Below are 21,486 nucleotides of genomic sequence, written 5' to 3' on the forward strand. Positions count from 1 at the left end.
ACTTTCTGCATACTAAGTATGAAGGAATATTTAGAAAGGAGAGTTTTATGAAAAGAATGAAACGCATCATGACATTTTTGCTTGCGCTTTCCCTTACACTCCAGTCATGTCTTGCGGGAGGGTGTCTAGTTGCAGCAGAGGAGGGAGAAGGAGAAGACACAAATGGGGTGGTCATCGTCCGATACCTGGAGGAAGGAACAAATAAGGTCCTTTCAAAAGAATATGAAGAAACAGGTGTTGGCGGAGCGGCATACAAGGGACCCAACGGGGATGGAGATCTTAGCCATATCTCTATTGACGGATATGATTTTGTAAAGACTATAAAGCCTGAGGAATTGGCAGAAGATTCTGAAAAAAATCCAATTTGGGATGAAGACTCTTGCAACAGCACATTTCTGAACGGGAAAACACAGATCATTACACATTATTATGAAAGTAATGAAGGAAGCGTCAAGCTTCGGTTCGTTGATGCGGATACGAAGAAGGAGATTTTGGCAGAAGATAATGATCCGTGGGCATCTTATCAGGAAACTGGGAAAGGAGGAGAGGCCTATAAGGGAAGAAATCACGACGGATTTATGGGAAAGGTTTCGATTCCGGGGTATATTTATTATCAGACTTTGAAACCGGACAAAATCGCAACAGATGAGGAAGGGAATCCCATTTGGGATGAAGATACTTGCAACAGCATTTTTATCAAAGGAGAGCATCAGGTTATCACCCATGAATATATAAAATTAGATACATCGGCTACGAACAGCTTGAATTTTTCAAAATCCAATATTGGAAACGGCTGTGATGTTACATTGATAGGAGCAATGAAGTATCTTGGGAATACGGATGCTGACTCTATTACTATGAAAATCTCTATCCCAAAAGTCATGAAGGCGAGGAGTATAAAGATTCCAGCAGCAAAAGCCGGGGATGAGGTAAAGTTAAAGATCTCATGTCTTATAGAAAACGAGCATGAGCAGATGGTGTTAGAGAAAGAGAGCGATGCTGCGAAGCCTCTGGAAGTAAAAATTCCATCAAAGGCTGTAGAGTTGATCCTTACATATCATGGGAAAATTAAAAACGCAGGATTTTACAGAGAGCACCAAAGCAACGCTTTTTCAGTGGGCAAGATAGAGGTTCTGGGACAGGCTATTTATGAAGGGAAGAAAGAATCGCATGAAGTGTCAGCAAAGGCAACTGTATCTGTAAAGAAAGATGGGATTGAAGAAAAAAAGGAGGAAAAAGCAGATTCTTTCCAGATATTTGCTCCTGAAGCTGCCGCCTTGGAGATATCGGCTCCAGAGTATACACATCGTTATGATAATACACATATGGATATCGATGGTATCACGTATCATGGACCTTTCATCCCTGTATTCCAGGCAAGAGTATCTGTCAAAAATGGAGATGTTTCATCCATGTTGCTTCCGGATGTAGAAGGGGCCAAAAATATCAATGCGATGATTAGGACCAACCAAAGGACGCATTCTTATGAGAATGTAAAAAGTGGAGGAACTCTGAATTTTAAAAAGTTCTTGTCACCGGGAGAGCAGGTCGAGGAAATCATCATAGAATTTTATCATATAAAGTCCTTAAAGACATCAAAAAAGGGATCTATCATCTTAACCCCCTCATATGATTCCATGAAAGATGGAGAGAGAGCAACCCTTCGGGCATCAACAAGAGCTTATACAACAAAAGAGGGGAATGATGGGAATGCTTATTATCGGTCATCGAATACCTTGAATGCTGGTGTCAGAGTATCAAGTGCTAAAATTTCGGGTACAACGATTTCCATGCCAAACCGGATTCTAAGGGGTGAGGACTTTGTTCTTAAAATGAAAGGCTTTGAAAATTTAAGTACAGCACATGTGGACGGTATGCAGTCAACAATGAATTTCAGTGCTCCAGTCATTATCAAATCGTTCGAAAAAGGAGAGAGCGGCGGCGAGTCTGACGGTACAGCCTATGAATATATGGATGGCGGGGTATGGAGACCTTATGATGAAGGCAAAGTAAACAGCACAACGGGAATCCGGATCACTGTCACAAATCCATCCAGAGGATTTGCAGTACAGCCGAAGATTAACTTGCGACAGGCTGAACAAGATACGAAGGTAGTCAAGGCAAGTGTAAGATCCAGAGTGTATGATGGAAAAAAGACCTACATGGAAGAATATGCAGATTCCGAAATTCGATTTTACGACATGAAAGGGACTTTTTCGTTTTCTCAAGAAAAAGGCACCTTAGTATCTGGCGAGACGAAACAGGTATACCGTATGGCTTTTCATAAAGATGATAATCCTTCGGGATTTTCACAAATAGGTATTCGAATCTCTTTGGATGAGAAGTTTCTTGCAGAAACTTTGAACCTCGGAACATGGTCTGATTATGATGGATCACTTCGTGTCACATGCCGCACAAAGGATGGTTCTTTAAAGGAAATTGGCACCTACCAAAAGGGGGCAGTGGTCTCACTGAAAAGAATTAACGAGGATCTGAAAGAAATCCAGATTAAAACTCAGGAGGGCCTTGGAAGTGAATCTTATGCAGAAGGTATTAAGATCACAGGAAGGACGCAGAAACAACCAAAAACTCAAAAGATCCTTGCAAAAGCAGACTTTGATGCGGTTTATGGCCGTTATAAACAGAAGATTCATGACGAAAAATCTTTGGAATCTAAAGTATACTACTATGCGATCACCGTTCCGATCATGAAGCTTAAGAAAGATGGGCTATATTATGGAGATAAGACCATCATCACTCTTTCAAATGTTGCAACTATGGGAAACTGTAGTGCAAAGAAACTTGATGCATCAATCCTGATCCCTGAAAAAGTTTCGGTAGAAAAGATCCTGCTTCCAAGCTTTCGAGGGATTAAAAAGGCATCAAGTCTTGTCTTCGTCTTCGATAATCAGATGTCGAAAACGATAAAAGCACAAGGCAGTTATATTCCAAATAAATCGATGAAGAAGTATATTCGAGAAATCCATTTTGTTCAAGAAAAAGCGCCGGGAGGCATTAAGATGGATAAGGGTGTGACTGTAGCCATCAAGAATGAAAGCAAGGTTAAGAGAGCATTTTTAAGCAGTGCCTCTCTGAAAGCTGAATTTGGAGATGGGCTGAAAGTCTCTAAACAGAGTGATATTTATAATGTCAGGCTTTTAGCAAAGAAAAAAGATATGGTCGTTGATAACAACAAGAAGCAAAAGGTTCAGGAAATTGAAGATGTCCCTGAGAAAGCGGCCAAGAAAAAGCCAGTAAATAATACTCCTTTCGTTCTTTTAGCGATCGGTCTTTGTAGTGCCGGCTTCTTATGCGCATACTGGATGCGAAGAAAAAAGCAGGAAGATGAAGTTCATCAGATAGATCCATCATAAAGAATGAGCCGCTTGGGAAACCAGGCGGCTTTTATGACATTGACCCTATGAGGGGATTTTAAGAATCCTCATACTATAAATGAAGGAATTTTTTAAGTCAAAAGGAGGAATCTATGAAAAAAAATGATTTTTGGAAAAAGATTGGAATCACGATCGGTGCGCTGCTCTTCGTAAAGGTCATCGCTCATGTCCCGGTCCCTGGAGTGAAGGCTGATCTGTATCAAATGGCAGTCACGCAATATACCAATCCTTCATTCTCTCTCATGAACCAATTAAGTGGCGGAGCACTGTCTAATATGACGATCCTTGGACTTGGTATTTCCCCGTATATTAGTGCAAGCATTATCGTACAGCTTTTGTGTGCTGCATCAGAATATTTAGGGAATTTAAGCAGAGAGGGATATTATGGACAGAAGAAGATAGAAAAACTAAATATTTTATTCGGGATTGCTTCGAGCGTCATGATTGCCCTGATCGCCAGCTTTGGATTACTTAGACTTGGATATCTTCAAAAGCCAAGTGTTTTTTCAACCTTGCTCGTGGCAGCAAGCTTATGCCTTGGGGCCGTCTTCTTAATAGGCATTGGAAAACTCATTGATAAGAAAGGTATCGGTAATGGGATATCACTGATCCTCTTCATTAATATCGCCAGCACTCTCCCTCAAGATGTGAGGTCAGTGATGGAAGCAAAGGAAAATGGGGCCGTCCTCTTAATTATTATTACGACGATTATCTTGGGTATTGTCCTGTTTATGGAACTATCCAAAAAGGAGATCCGTATTCTTGGAAGTAGATCACTGCAAGTATCACAAGATAAAGAGCTGTCACATATCCCAATCAAGGTTGCAATATGTGGTGTCATGCCAATCCTTTTTGTATCTACATTTCAGCAGATCGGAGGTTTTTTAAAAATGCTTCATTTGGATCAGGGAGTCTTAAATTTCATTTGTAAGCTGTTCTCCTCGGAATCTTGGTTTATGAGCAAAAGCCCATATTCTACCGGAGGAATCGTATTGTACCTCGCGATGCTGACCGGTTTTGCATTTCTTTATGCAAACCTTATTTTTAATCCAGTCAATGTGGCTAGCATACTGAAAGGAAGAGGGAACCTCATTCCAAATGTACGCCCTGGGAATGATACGGTAAGGTTCTTGAGAAAGGAACGAAGGTCCATGGTATTCTTTGATGTTCTCTTATTGGCAATCATTTCACTTACCCCGATTTTTTTAGCAAACGTATACTCTCTGCCGATGCTTCGACTGAGCGGGACGACCATCATCATCGCGGTGAGTGTTGTGATAGAGACAAAAAGGTGTGTATGGGCAGAATTTCTGGGCATGCGCTATGATACGAAAAAATGGTTTGATTAGAGAGGAGAGTTATATCATGAAAAAGAAACCAGGAAACGTAACCTTTTACGTACCGCATCCACTTCATTACATGTTATGTTATGTGACAACTGTTTTGAGTCTTGCAACGGCAATTGGCGTATTATATGGGATCGATCTTGCCATCGAAAAGCTGGTAAAGATGTTGTTTTAAGGAGGAAGATGATGAGAAAGAAACATACAATGGTCCAAAAAGTTCTGTCTTATGAAAAAGAGATGTCCGCCCTTGAGACGAGTGAATTTTTAGAAAAAACGGAAGAATTCAAGAGACGTCTAAAAGAGGGGGAGCGGCTGAAAAAGATCCTTCCGGAAGCCTTTGCGCTGGTCCGGGAAGCCACTTGGCGTACTCTTAAATTGAAGCATTATCCAGTACAGATTCTTGGAGGGATTCGTTTGTTTGAAGGAACGGTTGCAGAATTAAAGACTGGGGAAGGAAAGACCATCGTTGCTCTGCTCCCGGCCTACTTATATGCATTGGAAGGAAAGGGAGTTCATGTTGTTACTGTCAATGACTATTTAGCCCAAAGAGATGCGGGATGGATGTCTCCTGTATATGGACTTTTAGGTCTTTCCGTTGGCTCCATTACTTCAGATGCGAGCCCGCGTATGCGTAAAAAAGCTTATGCCTGTGACGTTACTTATGTTACGAACAATGAACTTGGATTTGATTACCTGAGGGATCATCAGGCGGTCTATATAGAGCAAAAGGTCCAACGGGGATTCCATTACGCTATCGTTGATGAGGCGGATTCTGTATTTATTGATGAAGCGAGGACGCCGCTGATTCTTGCAATAGAAAAGCAAGATTCCGTAAAACTCCAATCACTTAGTGATCGTTTTGTAAAGACCCTTAAGAAAAGCAAGGAGGAAAAAGAGATTCAATCAAAAGATCTACTCCTTGGCGAGATCCCAAAGGTTGACGGAGACTATCTCATTGATCGAAAGAATAGAGAAGCAGTCATTACTGAGAATGGCTTATCAAAGGCAGAGACGTTCTTTGGAATATCAAATATTGGGGAGAGCAAACATAAGATCTATCTCCATCATATCAATCTCGCATTAAAGGCCAACTATATAATGCAAAGGGATATCGATTATATCGTAAAAAAGGGAGAAGTGCATATCGTCGATGAATTCACTGGCAGGGTACTTCCAAACCGGCGATATTCCGACGGGCTTCATCAGGCCATTGAAGCAAAAGAACGGGTCCCGATCAAAAAGGATACCGAAACGGCAGCGTCTATTACGTTCCAGAATCTTTTTTCAAAATATAAAAAATTGAGCGGAATGACCGGGACAATTGCTACTGAGAGGAAAGAGATAAAAGAAATTTATGGATTGAAGGTCTGTGTGATTCCTACGAATCTTCCGGTCAAAAGAGAAGACCTAAAAGATCGTTTATACGCTACAAAAGAAGATAAATACCGTGCCATCGTAAGAGAGGTCCTTCATGCCAACCAGAAAGGTCAGCCAGTTTTAGTCGGGACTGCATCCATTGAAACATCGGAAGAACTCAGTCATATATTTCAGGAAGCGGGTGTTTTACATCGTGTGCTGAATGCTAAGCATGACAAAGATGAAGCAAGAATCATTGCTAAGGCAGGACGGGCCGGCGCAGTGACCATTGCAACGAACATGGCTGGCAGGGGGACGGATATCAGGCTTGATAAAAAAGCCTTGGAATGCGGAGGTCTCTATGTCATCGGAAGCGAACTTCATGAAGCAAGACGGATCGACAATCAGCTTAGAGGGCGCTCCGGAAGGCAGGGAGATGCCGGAAAAAGCAGATTTTTCATTTCCTTGGAAGACAAGGTCTTAAGCCCTTATTTTTCTCCGCAGAAAGTCGTGCTTTGCAAAAAGACAGCAAATGAATTTGGTGAGATTGTAAATGTTACAGGAACAAGGATTGTCAGGAATGCACAAAAGAGAAAGGAGACAGAGAACTTCGGTCTTAGAAAGAATGTTTACGAGTATGACAAAGTGAACGATCAGCAGATGGAAATTCTATATAAAGAAAGAGACCGTATATTAAACGGAGAAACAAAAAAATTTGAACTAAAATTTACTGATCAGAGAATTCTTTTTCTTCAAATGATTGATCATCTTTGGAAAGAGCATTTAAAAGCCTTAGAGGAGCTTAAGCAAAATGCAGCGTTTCAGGGGCTTGGACAAATCAATCCTATCACATCGTATAAACTACAGGCTTATCGATTGTTCAATAACCTGGTTGATAACGTCAAAGATGCCTATTTAAAAGCTTGACACCATAGAAAACTTAAGGGGATCATAAGGGGAAAAATATGAGAATAGAAGGCAGTAAAGTGAGAATGTCACAGGAAGAATTTGACCAGATCTGTAATGATATTTCGCAAATGGAGTACCGGTGCGGGACATGGTATCCAAACATGGAACGAACAAAAAAGATGATAAATCGTCTGACGCCAGATCGTGTGAATTTTTTGTTATGGGTTTCGGATACTTCAGAGGACTCCTATGAAAAGGAAGGAAGAGAAGTGATTCGGTTGATCAGACATTTTTTATATAAAAATTTAAAGATCGAATAAAAGGGCGCACCTGCTATGGTGCGCTTTTGTTATGAGGGAAAAAGGCGCGTTCTCATACTAAAGATAGAAGCGAGTGTATTTAAAAGAAAGGGAATATATATGATAGTAATATTTGCAGAAAAACCAGATATGGGCAGCAAGATTGCGGCCGCACTAGATGCAATCCATTTAAATCAAGGGGTAGATATCACATTTTCACAACTGGAGACTAACAATACCTTGCAGCGAAAAGCAGTTGCACAAAGGAGCAGGGATCTATACCATAAGATCACCTATCAAAATGAGGAATGTTATGTAATCTGGGGTGTTGGACATTTATGCAGCTTAAAGCAGGCAGCGGAGTATGATCCGGCTTATAAAAATTGGAGTAAGATTCCGGTCCCATTCATTCCGAAAGGTTATGAGATCAAGGCCGAAAAGAGTTCCTTGAAATTATACTTGAATGCAAAGGATTTTTTTCAAAGGGCAGATCTCATCATTAATGCGACGGATGATGACCGGGAAGGGGAGTTGATTTTTCATTATGTTTATCAGTTGAGTGAAACGAAAACTCCTTTTAAACGAGTTATTTTAGATGAGCAGACAGAAAAGGGATTTCAAAAGGCATTCCTGCCTCAGAATTTGATTGATGCAAAAGATGTAAGAAACATTGCCATGGCTGGATGTGCAAGGGCAAATGTTGACGCACTTTATGGCTGGAATCTAACAAAAGATTTTACGCTGAAATTTGCTCCTTATAAGACTGTGTACCCTGTTGGAAGAGTGCAGACTGCAGCCCTTAATATTTTGGTAGAAAAGGAACGGGAGATCCTAAACTTTAAACCGCAAGATTATTTTGTACTGAATGGATGCTTTACAACAAAGCAGGGAGAATCCTATGACGGAACCCATGAATCCAAAAAGTTTGACACAAAAAGTGAAGCTTGGCTGATCTTTCAAAAAGTAAACGGGAATAAAGGGTCTGTAGCTTCTGTCGTAACAAAAGATTCCTACAAAGACGTCCCTCTTCTTTATGATTTATTGACCCTGCAGGGGGATGCTAACAGCCTTTATGGCTTTTCTGCTTCCAAAACACAGCAGATCGTACAGTCCCTTTATGATAAGGGGTATTCTTCCTATCCACGTACAGATTCAAGATATTTGAACAATGGGATGGAAAAGTCGATAGAGGCTGCTCTTAGAATGTTGGGAAGAGTGCCTAAGTATGCAGGGCTCGTCTCAGGAGCAACAAGAAAAGTTGGAGGGAGCCGTTTCTTTGATTCTGGTAAAGTCACAAGTCATTATGCGATCGTGCCAACGGGAGCTGATATTTTAAAAGGGAAAGGAATGAGCGCAGATGAAGAAAAAATCTTTGAGTTAATTGCGTATTCCATTATCCGTATGGTTTATAATCCAGCCGTCATTTCAAAAACCGAAATTTGTACAAGCGTATGTGGAGAAAATTTTTATACGAAAGGACAATCGGTTAAATCTAAGGGATGGCTGGCTGTAGGAAAAGTTGTTATGAAAGAAAAATTAATCCCATATATCACAAAAGGAGAAGCTGTAGATGGAACTTATCGAATCGATGTAAAGCAGACCAAGCCTCCGAAGAGGTATACAGAAAAAACGATGTTGGTTGCTATGCAAAATGCCGGCAGCCGATTCATAAAGGACATCCAGCTCAAAAAAGTTATGAAGGATCTTGAGGTCCAGGGAATTGGCAGGTCTTCTTCCAGAGCAAGCGTCATAGAACGGATCATTCAAGTTGGATATGTAGAACGTACAAAAGGAATTTTAAAACCTACAGCACTTGGAATGCACATCATCGATATTCTTCCAGTGGATGATATCAAATCTGTTGATATGACAGCAAAAATGGAAGCGAAGCTTAATGGAATCGCAAAGGGTACTTATAATTTTGATCAGTTTATGAAAGAGGTGGAGGAACAAATCACAATCTGGTCAAAGCAAATCCAGGCAATCAACTTTTTAAAACCTTCAACAAACGCTTCGGTAAAGACAACAAAATTCATTTGTCCATCCTGCGGGAGGTCACTTAAAGAGTTCAAATGGGGTTATGGATGTGATGGGTATAAGGATGGATGCAGGTTTTCAATTAGTAAAAATATTGGTGGAAGAGTCCTGCGTCCGTCCGAAATAGAGGATTTATTAAAGCGTGGGGAGACGAAAAAACTTAATGGATTCTACTCCACGAAAACAAAGAAAAATTATTCAGCAAAGTTGGTCCTTAAACAGGAGAATGGACGATATGAGGTTAAATTCTGTTTTCATTAAAATTATCATACTAAGAATGAAAGAAGAATTTAGGAAAGGAAAAACAAAATGCAGTTAAATGTATGTAAAGGAGTTTACGTGAGTCTTAATAATGTTGACTTTATATGTGCGGCAACTGAATCAAGGCCGCTTAAGCGGGTCATTGAAGGACGAGAGAGAGATGAAGCTCTTTATAAGTTTTGCAATGGAAGAGCCGTAAAGTCTTACATTTTTTTGAAAAGTGGACGAGTGTTATGCAGTGACGTAACTCCAGATACGCTAAAAAAGCGTATTGAAAAGAATATGATGGAGAAAGGAGAAGCTACATGAAATATTCAAAAACTATAGTATCTATTATCATTGGAAGTATAATGATACTGCCATTTCACCAGATAAATGCAGCTACATTATCAGAGGAGACTCAGGCAACCACAGAAGAGGATATGGAAACTTCCCAATCAACAGAAATGCAGGCGGAAGGAGGGGAAGTTGACAATGGAAGTTTATCGAGTGAAGCATCTGATTGGCTGTCAAAGAATTTGAAGGATAATAACTATCAAAATCTTGGGTTAGATACCAGTTTATTTACGCTTGCATCAAAACCGGATGGACTAGGCTCCGTAAATCAAAAATATGAAACTTTATTGGAAGAATTTACACAGGAGGGCCTGGGGAACACTTCAAAACTTGAAGAGGCAAAGCTGAGTGAATATACGCAGGACGCAGAGGCTGTATTTACAAATACATATGGTAAGCTTGCAAATCAATTGAAACTTTCTACCCCAAAGATTCCAAAGAGTATAAATTCATCCTCTTATTTAAAAAAAGCAAAAAAAGCGCGGGATAAAGCATATAAAGAACAAAAAAAGAGCAGTACTTATAAAAAAGTAAAAAAGGGAGTCAATTCTTCAGCTTCCTTAAAAAAAGCAAAATCGAAAATGTGACGTTATTCGACACGAAAGTGTGATAAGATAAAAGTGTGTTTTAAATCCACCTGCAAAGAGAAGGGAAATACGAATGGTTTATTATCCAGCGATATTTGAATTGATGGATGATGGGGATGGTTACCGCGTTTCATTTACAGATTTTTCGTATGATACGCAGACGTTCACGGATTCCATAGAGGATGCAATGAAAAGAGCAGGGGATGTCTTATCTATGCATATGTATCAGCTTAGACAAGAAGGAATCAGAGTCCCCATTCCATTTGAAAAATCGCCAATTGTATTACATGCCTCAAATAAAAAAGAATGTTTTTATAGTGTAGTTCGTATTGACGAAAGAGTTGGAGAAGAAATTTTATCAGAATCAATGGAATGGGAACTTTTTGAGAATGAAGAGCAGTGTGCAGAGAAAGACGACCATAAAGCCTGTATGCTCCATTTTGGAGAAATGTTATATGAATTTTTGCAGCAGTTACAGGAAGAAACTGCATGTATGGACGGACTTAACTTGGACAGCTTTTCAATTAAAGAGGAAAGCTATGAACGCTGGAAAGAGGGAATCGTTGATATGGAAGAACTGCAAGAAATTTTATGCAGGTTCGGAGTCGAAATTAAAAATTGAAGAACTAGAATGGTAAGGATGCCCCAAAAAAGAGAGACTCTTTTTTGGGGTTTTTGTGTTAGAGGATGTTCAATCTTTGGGTAGCTATTTATCTAAGTTCTCGGCACCCTCGTTTAAGGTAAGATAGGAATATGCATTGAAAATAATTCACAGACATTCTCGCTGATAAACCAGGAATTCTTTCCGTAATAAAACCGAACGGCATAGGTACGGAATTGTCCCAGACGATTGATTGGAATGCGGATCTTGTATTCATCAAATTCCCGTTCTCTTCCTGAGTGATCACTCGAACTCCCGTGTCGAATAAATAAAATTTCATTTATGTTGTATGTTTTTATTCCTTCTCGAGTACAGATTTGAAAGCTTGTTTTGTTGGCATTCAGGTTGATCTGTTTCATGTTTTCTCCCTCCTTATCTTTATTGCCAAGTATATCAAAAGAACATACGTTTGTAAAGGGCGTGATATATTCTTCAGGGGTTTATGACAATTTGAGTTCTTTTTTCGATCAAAATCAATTTCATATGGTATGATAAAGAAAGAATATTCCAAAAGGCATTAAGGAAAGGTGGGAAAGTTTTATGAGCTGGTTTAATGGAATTAATGAAGATGGAAATCTTGAAGTGAACGCTGCACACTATGATGGCCTCCCAAATATAGAAGAAAATAGTTTAGTTAAGATAATTGTGGATGAAATAGAACGGATGGTGATCTTTCGAAAACGTCTGTTTCGGAAAGAAGAAAAAGACCAGGATATCCTTTTAGCCTTTGAACAGATTTTGGGTGCTGGTTTTATCACTCGGAATAAACTGGTCAAAAAGAGCGTCATAGGGCGTGCTTTTTTGGGGAGTCTCTTCTTTGGAGATACCGGCACGATTCTAGGAATTATGTCTGGCCAGGGAAAAAAGAAAAAAAGAGAAAGGTGCTTTGCAATTTCATATTCTGATTCTTTTGGAAACAACTGTGTTTTATTATTTGATGATAACATTAGCCATCCTAAAATGCTCCCGAAACGGTTAAATGAGATTGCCAATATCAATCACCCACCGATAAAGGAAGAAAAAGGACCCGTTCGATTATAATGTCTTTTATTAAGTTTGAAATATATATCCTTTCTTGCAGAGTGGATGAGTCAAAGAATAATACTACAGGTAAATTTAGAAAGTGGAAGGAGCACAAAGATGTTAAGCAATATTCATGGTGTATTCAGATGGGCCATATTTTTTAGTTTTTTGTTACTAAGTGTAAAAGTAGCCTTTTATTATTTTGCGAGAGATAATAGATTGGCCGATGTGTATTTCTTTATCTTCAAAGGTTTTGCTTATTTGATGTTGGCAATTATAATCTATTTTACAACAAGAGATGAACTATCCATAAAAGACGCTTCCGGCATCGTTGCCATTTTTACTTTTGTCTTAAGTTGTTTTGAGTCGGCAGATAACTTTGGGAGTGCTATTAATTGTTATCTTTCATCAAGAAATGGAGATTAAAGAAAGCAGGAGGGGAAGGTATGAATACTACTGTTATGGCCGCAATCGTGACTGCATCTGCCGCGCTTTTTCTTGGTATCTTAAATCTTTCATTTAATATTTATAGCCATCTGTCTCAGTTAAAGCAGATGGAAAAACATTTCCAAAAAGAAGAGGAAAAGCAAAAGAAAGAGCTTTCAGCGAGGTATATTACAGATAGAAGAGTAGATTGGATGCAGGAATTAAGAGAGACTGTTGCAGACTTTATTATGATCGTTTCTCCAAGGAATTCAGCTTTGAGCAAGATCAGATCTCCTAAGACACCGAAAAAAGCATATGTTGACTCAGAAGCAGTCTGGTTATATAAGGGAATTAATTAAGAATACGCAAATATGCTTGAAGTTCGAATGGAACCGTGTGAAAAAGGAAGCTTGCGGTGATTCGTATAGTCAGAAAGATCAACAAAGGGATATAAGACAGCTTATTAAAAATTATGAAAAGTGTGATAAGATCATCATACGACAACTATGATTTTGTTTCTGGAAATGTAAGTTTGATATTTTTAGGTAGAAAAGCAGTTAAGAATGAAACACAGAAACAAAAGCCCAGAATCTGCTCTGGGCTTTTGCTGTGTCTGAAAATACAGAAAGAAACAGCATAATAATAATGAGGGGATTTTTATTGCTAGCCCAATAAATTTTCCCGACAATTTTATATGTTCGGATGCCGCCACAAAGGAGGTATCCAAAATGGATTACATTATTTTAGTTGTTTCATTTTTATTTGACCATGTCCCTGCGATCTGCAATGCAATCCAGGAAATCATAGAACTGTTTCGTCTGTACTCAGAACTTGATAAGAAGAAAGAGCCTGAGAGTGAAAAATCTCTCCAGAAAGAAGAACTCATTCAGGAGGAGACCGAAGAAATCTTTGACCAAAACGGTACATTTCGAATCCATAGAATGCGTACCGTAAGGAAACGTAGCTTCTGATTAATCATTGGATGGGAGACTCCCAGCCAAACTTGTCACCACAACACATAACCAAATCACATCCAGGCATCCGGCAGCGTTATTGATTGTAAAAGATAAAACACGCTGTCGGATCTTTTCTTCCTTCATAATTAGTATGATAAAAATTGAATTTTTATGGTTTCTCTCATAGGGGAGATTCAACGTCGTAAAAATCTTTTTCATACTATGATTAAGAAACTATGAATCAGAAAGACTGTGGGAATTTGGAAGGAGAATCATTATGCAAATTGGTATTTCAACGGGAGAATTGATTCATCAAAAGGCAAGCGGAATTTGTTTTGGGCCTTTTGATAACGCTGAATACGGGACAGAAAAAACGGTTTATTCATGTTACAATCAAAGAAAAAATAATATGGAGGATTGTGGTATGAGTTTTGTAGGATTAATGAGAAGTGATGAAGGTATTGTTGCTCTTGCAGACAGTAAAGGGACAATCAATGGGGCTGCCGGCTTATACTCAGAAACGCGTGAGGTAAAAAAATTATTTATGCATAAGAATTTTATTATGGTTGTTGCCGGAAGCAATACCTATCGAACCGATTGGAGCATTCGTCCAATTGAAGAACTGATCGGAGAAAAATTAGAGGGTTTTAAGGGGACACCATACGATTTCGTTCGTTTGTTAAATGAAGAACTCAAGCAAAATTGGGAAAATAATCAGTCAGATTACTATCTTATGTTTGGATGCAAAAGTCTTCCGGATTATGCATTCCGAGAACGGCATAAATACCAGTTCATTGTATTTCATAGAACAGCCGAGGGTCTGATCGATGTACATATCCACCCGAATCATTTTTGTGTAACGAATACAGGACCGTCCTTTATCCCTCCACTCTTTTGCGGAAGTGATTGGAGCCTTGAAAGAATGAAGGAAGAAGCTAATGACGCATTGGATTTCGTGATCCGGATGGGAGATAAGTACCTTCCATATAATCCAGTTGGTGGTCATAAAGTGATTCAAACATTTCAAGCGTCTTGATACTTAAAAGAACAAATATTAAGAGGAGGGAGATCAAATGATGCAGGGATACAGGCTTGATACTGCTGTGGGCTGTTCTAATTACAATTCAGGTGTTCAGCTTCAGCAAAAGTTCTATGAAGATGGAAATATTGGAACGAACATACCAAACAATACAAAGCATGACATGTTATATAAGGAATATGGTATAATAAACGAGAATACAAACAAATTCTTTGAAAAGGAGAAAGACATGTCATTTGTTGGGTTACTGCGTACGCGAAGCGGAATGATTGCTTTTGCTGACACGAAGTCGACGGTTGTTATGTCAAATGGGGAGAAGCGGGAAGAAGAAAACCGAGAGACAAAAAAGATGTTTCGCTATTCAGAAGGAGTGCTGCTGTCGCATGGCATCAATCTGCTTCATCATTATAGGGATCATAAGCCGGTTTATATGGAAGAAGTATTGAGCCAATTTTTTGATATCTATGAGGGAGACCACTTTAATTCTTTAGGCAGAAACCTGTATGATTTCATAAAGGGAAAGCAACTTCTAATTCCGGAACATGGTGTTTGCTTTTTTATAAATGCTATGAAAAAGGACGATTCTTATGCAATCGAGTGTTTTCAGATCGATAACATGAAAATACAATGGAGTACTTTCTGTTATCCTGAAGTAGGAGCAATGTATTTTGGTGGAGCACAATGCTATCAGGTCTTATTTCAGAATATTGATGGAAAACGCATTCTTCGTGATAATGACAATATAAGAAATATTGAAAGAAGATTGGTTCGCTGTCTTCAAGACGCAGTTAAATTTTACGATGAATGGTTGTTTTACAACCCTGTTGGTGGGAACATTAAGACGGAAATTATTTGAGAAAACCTATTATTTTTGCACTGTTAGACAGTTGAAACAATTTGGGACACGTTTGTCGCGTGTTCTTTTTTTTATTAAATTTGCCCACATTGCCCCTAATTACCGTGATATATTCTCTCTTGCACAAAAATTATAGATATTACAAAGGAGAAAATTAATTATGAATATTTGGGAAAACACAGTTTTAACAGACAAAGGAAAGGCCTTACAGGCAAAGTTATTAAGTGGGCAGACATTGAAGATTAAGCGAGTGACGACAGGTGCGAAAAAAGTTCCGGTTGTAGATTTGAGGCAGCAGCTCGATGTGACGGAAGGTGGATATGATATCACGCTTCAGCCAACCAGAACAGATGGAGAGAAAATGATCATTCCTGTTTTTCTGGAAAATAAGGGCTTAAAAGAAAGCTATGAATTATGGCAGGTGGGATTTTATGCAGAAGATCCAGATGAAGGAGAGATTTTGTTCTGTCTTGCGCAGGCAGCACAGGCTAAAAATATTCCTTCTGAAAAGGAAAGTCCAGGCTTTTCTATTACATGGGACTTCTACTTTGATATTTCTAATACAGTGCCTTTTGAAGTGGTATTGAATTCCGCTGGATTAGTTAATATTGAAGCATATCAGGCTCACACAGAAGCAATACAGCAGACGAACACTAGACTTAATAGCCTAAATTCGGCTTTAAACAATATAGTTACAAGTCCTGTGATAGGAAAAGTAACAAATTACACTACAAGTGAAAAGGAATACATTAATATATAATCCAGTAGGAGGCCCAATTTAGATAAAGGTTTTTCACTAAAATATTGAGATGTAAAAAGAATGTGCAGAAATGCATGTTCTTTTTTTTGCCCTAAAACAATTGAATCTTTATATTTTTTCCTCCTGGACCCTCTAAATCACAGAAAAAGGAAGGCTTATTTTACATACTAAGAATAGAGTGGGACATAATCTACGGATTACTTTGAAACGAAAGGGGTGTCATAAAACAAAGGAAACAAAAGAGATGTTCCTGCTTAAGACATTATAAATGAACATAGAAAAGGAGAACGAAATATGGAAAAGAAGCAAACTTTAAAGCAGATCTTCTTAAGGGTTCTTTGTTCCCTGACTGCGACGGCCATGATATTCAGCTCATTTTGTGGGTTGACCAATGTGGCAGCGGCCGATGTGCCTTTGGAACATTCCAATGCGGTGACTGTTTCAAAGCCAAAATATGAAGAAACCCAATCTTATGTAGCAGGAAACTTAGATCAAAAACTAGCGAAAGATGTAAAAGGAAAATCAGAAAAGAAGATTAAAAAGGAATTGGAGCAGACGAAATATTCGATCCGGTTGAAACGCTTGATCGCCGAAAAATCAAAGCTACCAAAAGAATGTACTATTGATACACTTTGGAGTAAATATGCGAATGCATTCGTATCTCAGTATACTGAAGTTGTACCACTGTATACAACAAGCGATAATTCGGAATATTATATTGCCGATTTCTCAGCTCAGAACGGAATTGGGGACATCTATGATGCGGCTTTTGTAAGAGGGACTGATAATAAGAATCCGGACATACGCAGGGACATTAAATTTGACAAAGAATCCGGACTTGCGTATATTCCAAAGTCTTATTTTACAGAACAGAAGGATACGCTATTAACCGGGCAGGTCATGTATGCAGGAAGTGTGAGCAATCAGGATACGAAGATCGATGTAACGGTTAAAAATCCAAATACAGACTCCAAAGAAGATCATAAAATCTTAACTGGAAATACTTATGATGTAACAACTTCTGTGCCAATCACAGATTCTTTAAAGATCGCAAGAGGGCTTAGTTTGGAGGATCTCAAGGTCTACTTAAATGATTCCGAAACAGAATACGATCTTAAGGAAAAAGAAGCAGCTGTTTATAACAAAGATACTGGAGAACTAGAACTGGGCGTATCGCCAGCAACATTAAAATCAGTTCGGGTGGAAATAAAGAAAGATAAGCTTTCTGAAAGGATTTTAAAGCTTTTTACGACAGATGTCAGCGCAAAGATCACGGATCCAGATAAGCTGAAATTTGCTGCAGACAAAAAAACAGGAGATCCAATTGTTCTTGATAAGATTGATACCAGCAAACTGCAAGATGGCCAGGTGTTTGAATACAATGCGAATATTCAATATTTTAGCGATATTGATGATGTGACTGGCGACTATAGCACAAAAGCCAGAAAAGAGTCAATTAAACATTCAATCAAGTATTTATATATTCCAACAGGCTCTGCAGAAAGCGGATGGTTCGACGTCTATGATAAAGGAAGTGACTTTGACGACACAGATGGAGTTAATCAAAAGACAAATTTTGAGGATGTCACCTTCGGAATGACACTGCCAAGTAAGAACCAGAGCAACTATAAGGCTACAGCAATTAACAAAAATAAAGCGACTCTTAACTTCCATCAAAAAGGTACTTTTACTAAGACCTATGATGGGGATGATGCTTCCTATTCCAGCAAACATATGTATGCAGGCGAATGCTGCCATATCACGAATCCGATGGGAACGCAGTCAGGAGATACCGCAAAGATTCGTCTGTCAGTCCTTCATGTCAATACAGACGATGGATATGTCATCATTGGATTAAATACGCAGGAAGTGAACACGCAATCCGGATTCGGAATCTATAAGTTAGCAATCGAATCCAAGGGGGCATTGCAGATCAAGAAGTCTTCTGCAAATACGACGATTACGAACGGAAATAACTGCTATAGCTTAAAGGGAGCAGAATTTGGCGTTTATTCCGATTCTTCCTGCATGAAGAAGGTAATGACCCTTACAACGAAGGCAGATGGAACAACCGATGCAAAAGAGATTGATGCAGGGAAATATTATGTGAAAGAAACGAAGGCGCCGAAAGGGTATAAGTTAAACACCAGTGTAAAATCAGTCACAATTGATACGAATAATGATGAAGAAAATCCAGCAATAGTTGAGATCGCTGATACCCCAGGGACTGACCCGGCAACTCTGGAAGTAAAGAAAGTTGATAAAGAAACTGGAACTCTAGGTCAACAAGGAAATGCTTCGCTTGCAGGGGCCCAGTTTACTGTAAATTATTATAGCGACTATTATAGTGATATAAGTAAACTTCCGAATAATCCAACAAGAAGCTGGGTGTTGGAGACAAAAGAAAAGTCAATCGGAGGAAAGAAATTTACAGTTATTGGATTTGAAGATCAATATAAAGTTTCTGGTGATGAATTTTATAAAAAAGCAGACGGTAGTGTAACTATTCCATTGGGCACCATTACTATTTCAGAAACAAAGGCCCCTGAGGGCTATAAGATTGAAGATTCTACAGTATCTGTGAATGGGGCAACATTATCTGACAGGACCTATTTCACAAAAGTGGAAGAGGGGAAAGATCTGGGTACAGTTGCAGCAGGCTTCACTGTGAGCGATCCTGTCAAAAAATACGGTATTCAGGTGTACAAATTCGATGAGGAACTCAATAAGAGTGAAGCCATTGGAGGAAAGAATCACACAGCGTCGCCAGAGGGTGCCACTTTGGAGGGAACGACCTTTTCTATCATCAACCGGAGTACAAACTCTATTCACTATAAGGATAAAGAGATCAAGCCCGGAGAGGAAGTAACAAAGATCAAAGCTTCTTGGGATAAAACTCTTAAAAAGTACACTGCGCAGACCGGGAACAAAGATCTGCCTTATGGTACATACGGCGTAAAGGAAATTGCGAGCAGCACTGGATATAAGATGTCAGACGGATCTGAAAAGACTGTGGTCTGTCACGGTGAAGATGGACATCTGTATACCCCGAATGATTCTGGCGATTTGAATATTAAAAATGAGGTTATCCGGGGTGATGTGGAATTCATCAAAAGAGAAGGCAGAAAACAGCAGAATATCAGTGCAGCCTTTAAGATCACGAATTCTACAACGGGCGAATCCCATGTTGTGGTAACAGATAAGAATGGTAATTTCACTTCTGATGATCCAAAACACAGTGCAGAGACCAATGCAAATGACAAACTTTTAAACGGATACAACGAAGACGCAGTTTTAAAAACTTCTGACTTTAACTACAACTCCGGCGTGTGGTTTGGCCTTGGAGAAGATCAGTCCATGGCCAAGACCGATGATGCTAAAGGAGCTCTTCCTTATGGAAAATATACCTTAGAAGAATTACGCTGCGAAACGAATAAGAACTTAGATCTGGTAACGGTTGATTTTTGGATTCAGAAAGATCAGAAATCAGTTGATCTTGGAACTATCATCGACAATGAAACGACCACACCTAAAATTCACACCACGGCAAAGGATGATGCAACCGGAACTCATGTCTGTGCAGCGAGTGAGGACGCATCCATCACGGACACCGTGACACATGAGAATCTTGATGACGGAGAAGAATACACCTTAAAAGGTATCCTCATGGATAAAGCAACAGGGACTGCAGTTCTTACAAAGGATGGAAAAGAGATTACTGCACAAAAGACATTTAAGGCTAAAGGAGCAAACAATACAGTAGAGATGTCATTCTCTTTCGATGCTACAGATCTTGCTGGAAAGGATGTCGTTGTTTTCGAAACCTTATATAAGGGAGGAACTGACAGCAGCCTCGTTGTAACAACGCATAAAGATATCGAAGATGAAGGGCAGACGATCAAGTTCCCTGCAATCAAAACAAAAGCCGTTGATGCTGAAACAGGGACTAATGAAACCAGGGCTGATGAAAATGTTACGATCATCGATACGGTATCCTATAAGAATTTGATTGTTGGAAAGACTTATACGGTTATTGGAACCTTGATGGATAAGGAAACAGGAAAAGCGGCTAAGGATGATAGCGGGGATGTGATTACTGCTTCGGCCAAATTTACAGCGGAAAAAGCGGATGGAACTGTTGATGTGACCTTTAAATTTAGCGGAGTCAACACCGCTGGAAAGACTCTCGTAGCATTTGAAGAATTGATCTATCAGAAGAAAACATTTGCGGTCCACACAGATATCAATGATGAAGCTCAAACCATCTATGTTCCAAACGTAAAGACGACTGCAACGGACAAGGCAAATGGGTCTCATACTTCTCTTGCAGGAGAGCGGGTAACCATTATTGATGAAGTTGCTTACTCAAATCTTACAGCCGGCAAGGAATACACTGTAAAAGGAACTCTTATGGATCAATCCACAGGAGAAGAACTTTTGATCAACGGGAAGCCTGTAACTGCTGAAAAAACATTTACTCCAGAAGCAGCAGATGGGACTGTGGAACTTGAATTTACCTTAGATGCGAGTGCACTGGCTGGAAAGACGACCGTTGTCTTTGAAGATATCGCAAAGGATGGAATCAGCGTTGCTACTCATGCGGATATTAAGGATGAAGAGCAGACGATCCATTTTCCAAGCGTAAAAACCACGGCAACGGATAAAGCTGATGGAGATCATTCAATCTCTGCAAATGGCAAGGTGACCATCGTTGATCAGGTCGAATGGAAAAATGTAAAAGTCGGACAGAAAATCAAGATTTCTGGAAAACTCATGGATAAGAGTACTGGTAAGGCTTTAAAGGTCAATGGAGAAGAAGTAACTGCAGAGCAGATTTTTACAGCGGAAGCAGAGAGCGGGACGACCAACCTTGCTTTCACCTTTGATGCTTCAGATCTTGCAGGAAAAGATCTGGTAGTATTTGAAAAGCTTATTGATGTCGAATCCAATATGGAAATTGGGCGGCACGAAGATATTAATGATAAAGGACAGACAGTGAATGTCAAGAAGCCTGTGACACCAAAAAAGACAACGCCTTCTCACGGATCGGGAAATGACGTAGCTAAGACTGGACAATCTTCCGCTGTTCCTATTGTTATCGTTGGAATTGTTGCTGCTTTTGGAGTGGCGGGAAGCGCTTTCACATTAAAGAAAAAGAAGAAAAAGCAGTAGATAAAGGTATAAGAAGGGGGAGTATTCCCTCTTCTTTACTAGAGAGCATCTTTTCAAAAAGAAAATG

The 21,486-nt window shown here is 39.4% G+C and carries 18 protein-coding genes; 17 read left to right on the top strand and 1 reads right to left on the bottom strand.

The window, feature by feature from the left end:
• Window positions 1-47: 47 nt before the first annotated feature.
• The 9 genes from CI597_RS08830 to CI597_RS08865 all read left to right on the top strand — a co-directional run bounded on the left by CI597_RS08830 (window position 48) and on the right by CI597_RS08865 (window position 11,148).
• Entirely contained in the window at window positions 48-3,374 is a 3,327-nt protein-coding gene (locus tag CI597_RS08830) for a hypothetical protein (protein WP_024727414.1), read from the top strand.
• A 113-nt stretch (window positions 3,375-3,487) separates the two neighbouring features.
• The gene (locus CI597_RS08835) at window positions 3,488-4,744 is read left to right on the top strand and encodes a preprotein translocase subunit SecY (protein ID WP_024727415.1); all 1,257 of its coding nucleotides are present in this window, start codon (window positions 3,488-3,490) and stop codon (window positions 4,742-4,744) included.
• A gap of 16 nt (window positions 4,745-4,760) precedes the next feature.
• On the top strand, window positions 4,761-4,916 hold the full coding sequence (locus CI597_RS17955) for a hypothetical protein (protein ID WP_158221715.1): 156 nt from the start codon (window positions 4,761-4,763) through the stop codon (window positions 4,914-4,916).
• Window positions 4,917-4,927: 11 nt separating this feature from the next.
• Complete coding sequence (gene secA / locus CI597_RS08840) at window positions 4,928-7,024, top strand: preprotein translocase subunit SecA (protein ID WP_158221716.1); 2,097 nt, start codon at window positions 4,928-4,930, stop codon at window positions 7,022-7,024.
• A 38-nt stretch (window positions 7,025-7,062) separates the two neighbouring features.
• Window positions 7,063-7,326 (top strand): hypothetical protein, encoded by a 264-nt coding sequence (locus CI597_RS08845; protein ID WP_024727417.1) that lies wholly within the window; start codon window positions 7,063-7,065, stop codon window positions 7,324-7,326.
• 99 nt (window positions 7,327-7,425) lie between these two features.
• Complete coding sequence (locus CI597_RS08850; protein ID WP_024727418.1) at window positions 7,426-9,603, top strand: type IA DNA topoisomerase; 2,178 nt, start codon at window positions 7,426-7,428, stop codon at window positions 9,601-9,603.
• A 48-nt stretch (window positions 9,604-9,651) separates the two neighbouring features.
• Window positions 9,652-9,912: an extracellular matrix/biofilm biosynthesis regulator RemA family protein gene (locus CI597_RS08855; protein WP_024727419.1), complete on the top strand. Its 261-nt coding sequence runs from the start codon at window positions 9,652-9,654 to the stop codon at window positions 9,910-9,912.
• On the top strand, window positions 9,909-10,526 hold the full coding sequence (locus tag CI597_RS08860; RefSeq protein WP_095142915.1) for a hypothetical protein: 618 nt from the start codon (window positions 9,909-9,911) through the stop codon (window positions 10,524-10,526). Before CI597_RS08855 ends, CI597_RS08860 begins: the two co-directional genes overlap by 4 nt.
• Before the next feature lie 187 nt (window positions 10,527-10,713).
• Entirely contained in the window at window positions 10,714-11,148 is a 435-nt protein-coding gene (locus CI597_RS08865; protein WP_143266075.1) for a hypothetical protein, read from the top strand.
• A gap of 113 nt (window positions 11,149-11,261) precedes the next feature.
• Here CI597_RS08865 and CI597_RS08870 read toward each other — a convergent pair whose 3' ends face one another.
• Complete coding sequence (locus tag CI597_RS08870; RefSeq protein WP_024727422.1) at window positions 11,262-11,546, bottom strand: hypothetical protein; 285 nt, start codon at window positions 11,544-11,546, stop codon at window positions 11,262-11,264.
• 181 nt (window positions 11,547-11,727) lie between these two features.
• On the opposite strand from CI597_RS08870, the gene CI597_RS08875 reads away from it, so the two are divergent.
• The 8 genes from CI597_RS08875 to CI597_RS08910 all read left to right on the top strand — a co-directional run bounded on the left by CI597_RS08875 (window position 11,728) and on the right by CI597_RS08910 (window position 21,419).
• Window positions 11,728-12,228, top strand: coding sequence for a hypothetical protein (locus tag CI597_RS08875; protein WP_024727423.1), 501 nt, complete (start codon window positions 11,728-11,730; stop codon window positions 12,226-12,228).
• A gap of 99 nt (window positions 12,229-12,327) precedes the next feature.
• On the top strand, window positions 12,328-12,636 hold the full coding sequence (locus CI597_RS08880) for a hypothetical protein (protein WP_024727424.1): 309 nt from the start codon (window positions 12,328-12,330) through the stop codon (window positions 12,634-12,636).
• A 20-nt stretch (window positions 12,637-12,656) separates the two neighbouring features.
• Window positions 12,657-12,995, top strand: coding sequence for a hypothetical protein (locus CI597_RS08885; RefSeq protein WP_024727425.1), 339 nt, complete (start codon window positions 12,657-12,659; stop codon window positions 12,993-12,995).
• A gap of 369 nt (window positions 12,996-13,364) precedes the next feature.
• Window positions 13,365-13,607 carry a hypothetical protein gene (locus CI597_RS08890; protein WP_024727426.1) on the top strand — a complete coding sequence of 81 codons (243 nt, stop codon included), beginning with the start codon at window positions 13,365-13,367 and terminating at the stop codon, window positions 13,605-13,607.
• A 262-nt stretch (window positions 13,608-13,869) separates the two neighbouring features.
• The gene (locus CI597_RS08895; RefSeq protein ID WP_024727427.1) at window positions 13,870-14,628 is read left to right on the top strand and encodes a hypothetical protein; all 759 of its coding nucleotides are present in this window, start codon (window positions 13,870-13,872) and stop codon (window positions 14,626-14,628) included.
• A 37-nt stretch (window positions 14,629-14,665) separates the two neighbouring features.
• Window positions 14,666-15,487: a hypothetical protein gene (locus tag CI597_RS08900; RefSeq protein ID WP_095142916.1), complete on the top strand. Its 822-nt coding sequence runs from the start codon at window positions 14,666-14,668 to the stop codon at window positions 15,485-15,487.
• A 160-nt stretch (window positions 15,488-15,647) separates the two neighbouring features.
• A complete protein-coding gene (locus CI597_RS18135) occupies window positions 15,648-16,247 on the top strand; it encodes a hypothetical protein (protein ID WP_024727429.1) in 600 nt (199 codons plus the stop codon).
• Between the two features lie 294 nt (window positions 16,248-16,541).
• Window positions 16,542-21,419 (top strand): VaFE repeat-containing surface-anchored protein, encoded by a 4,878-nt coding sequence (locus CI597_RS08910; RefSeq protein WP_095142917.1) that lies wholly within the window; start codon window positions 16,542-16,544, stop codon window positions 21,417-21,419.
• Window positions 21,420-21,486: the final 67 nt, after the last annotated feature.

Origin of the sequence: Anaerostipes hominis (ex Lee et al. 2021), from assembly GCF_002270485.1 — a bacterium.
Lineage (GTDB): Bacteria > Bacillota > Clostridia > Lachnospirales > Lachnospiraceae > Anaerostipes > Anaerostipes hominis.

Coding starts and splice junctions, on each gene's coding strand:
- CI597_RS17955 (WP_158221715.1), top strand. CDS start 4,761: ATGAAAAAGAAACCAGGAAACGTAACCTTTTACGTACCGCATCCACTT.
- CI597_RS08910 (WP_095142917.1), top strand. CDS start 16,542: ATGGAAAAGAAGCAAACTTTAAAGCAGATCTTCTTAAGGGTTCTTTGT.
- CI597_RS08875 (WP_024727423.1), top strand. CDS start 11,728: ATGAGCTGGTTTAATGGAATTAATGAAGATGGAAATCTTGAAGTGAAC.
- CI597_RS08880 (WP_024727424.1), top strand. CDS start 12,328: ATGTTAAGCAATATTCATGGTGTATTCAGATGGGCCATATTTTTTAGT.
- CI597_RS08885 (WP_024727425.1), top strand. CDS start 12,657: ATGAATACTACTGTTATGGCCGCAATCGTGACTGCATCTGCCGCGCTT.
- CI597_RS08865 (WP_143266075.1), top strand. CDS start 10,714: ATGAAAAGAGCAGGGGATGTCTTATCTATGCATATGTATCAGCTTAGA.
- CI597_RS08830 (WP_024727414.1), top strand. CDS start 48: ATGAAAAGAATGAAACGCATCATGACATTTTTGCTTGCGCTTTCCCTT.
- secA (WP_158221716.1), top strand. CDS start 4,928: ATGAGAAAGAAACATACAATGGTCCAAAAAGTTCTGTCTTATGAAAAA.
- CI597_RS08870 (WP_024727422.1), bottom strand. CDS start 11,546: ATGAAACAGATCAACCTGAATGCCAACAAAACAAGCTTTCAAATCTGT.
- CI597_RS08845 (WP_024727417.1), top strand. CDS start 7,063: ATGAGAATAGAAGGCAGTAAAGTGAGAATGTCACAGGAAGAATTTGAC.
- CI597_RS08895 (WP_024727427.1), top strand. CDS start 13,870: ATGCAAATTGGTATTTCAACGGGAGAATTGATTCATCAAAAGGCAAGC.
- CI597_RS08850 (WP_024727418.1), top strand. CDS start 7,426: ATGATAGTAATATTTGCAGAAAAACCAGATATGGGCAGCAAGATTGCG.
- CI597_RS08890 (WP_024727426.1), top strand. CDS start 13,365: ATGGATTACATTATTTTAGTTGTTTCATTTTTATTTGACCATGTCCCT.
- CI597_RS08860 (WP_095142915.1), top strand. CDS start 9,909: ATGAAATATTCAAAAACTATAGTATCTATTATCATTGGAAGTATAATG.
- CI597_RS08855 (WP_024727419.1), top strand. CDS start 9,652: ATGCAGTTAAATGTATGTAAAGGAGTTTACGTGAGTCTTAATAATGTT.
- CI597_RS08835 (WP_024727415.1), top strand. CDS start 3,488: ATGAAAAAAAATGATTTTTGGAAAAAGATTGGAATCACGATCGGTGCG.
- CI597_RS08900 (WP_095142916.1), top strand. CDS start 14,666: ATGATGCAGGGATACAGGCTTGATACTGCTGTGGGCTGTTCTAATTAC.
- CI597_RS18135 (WP_024727429.1), top strand. CDS start 15,648: ATGAATATTTGGGAAAACACAGTTTTAACAGACAAAGGAAAGGCCTTA.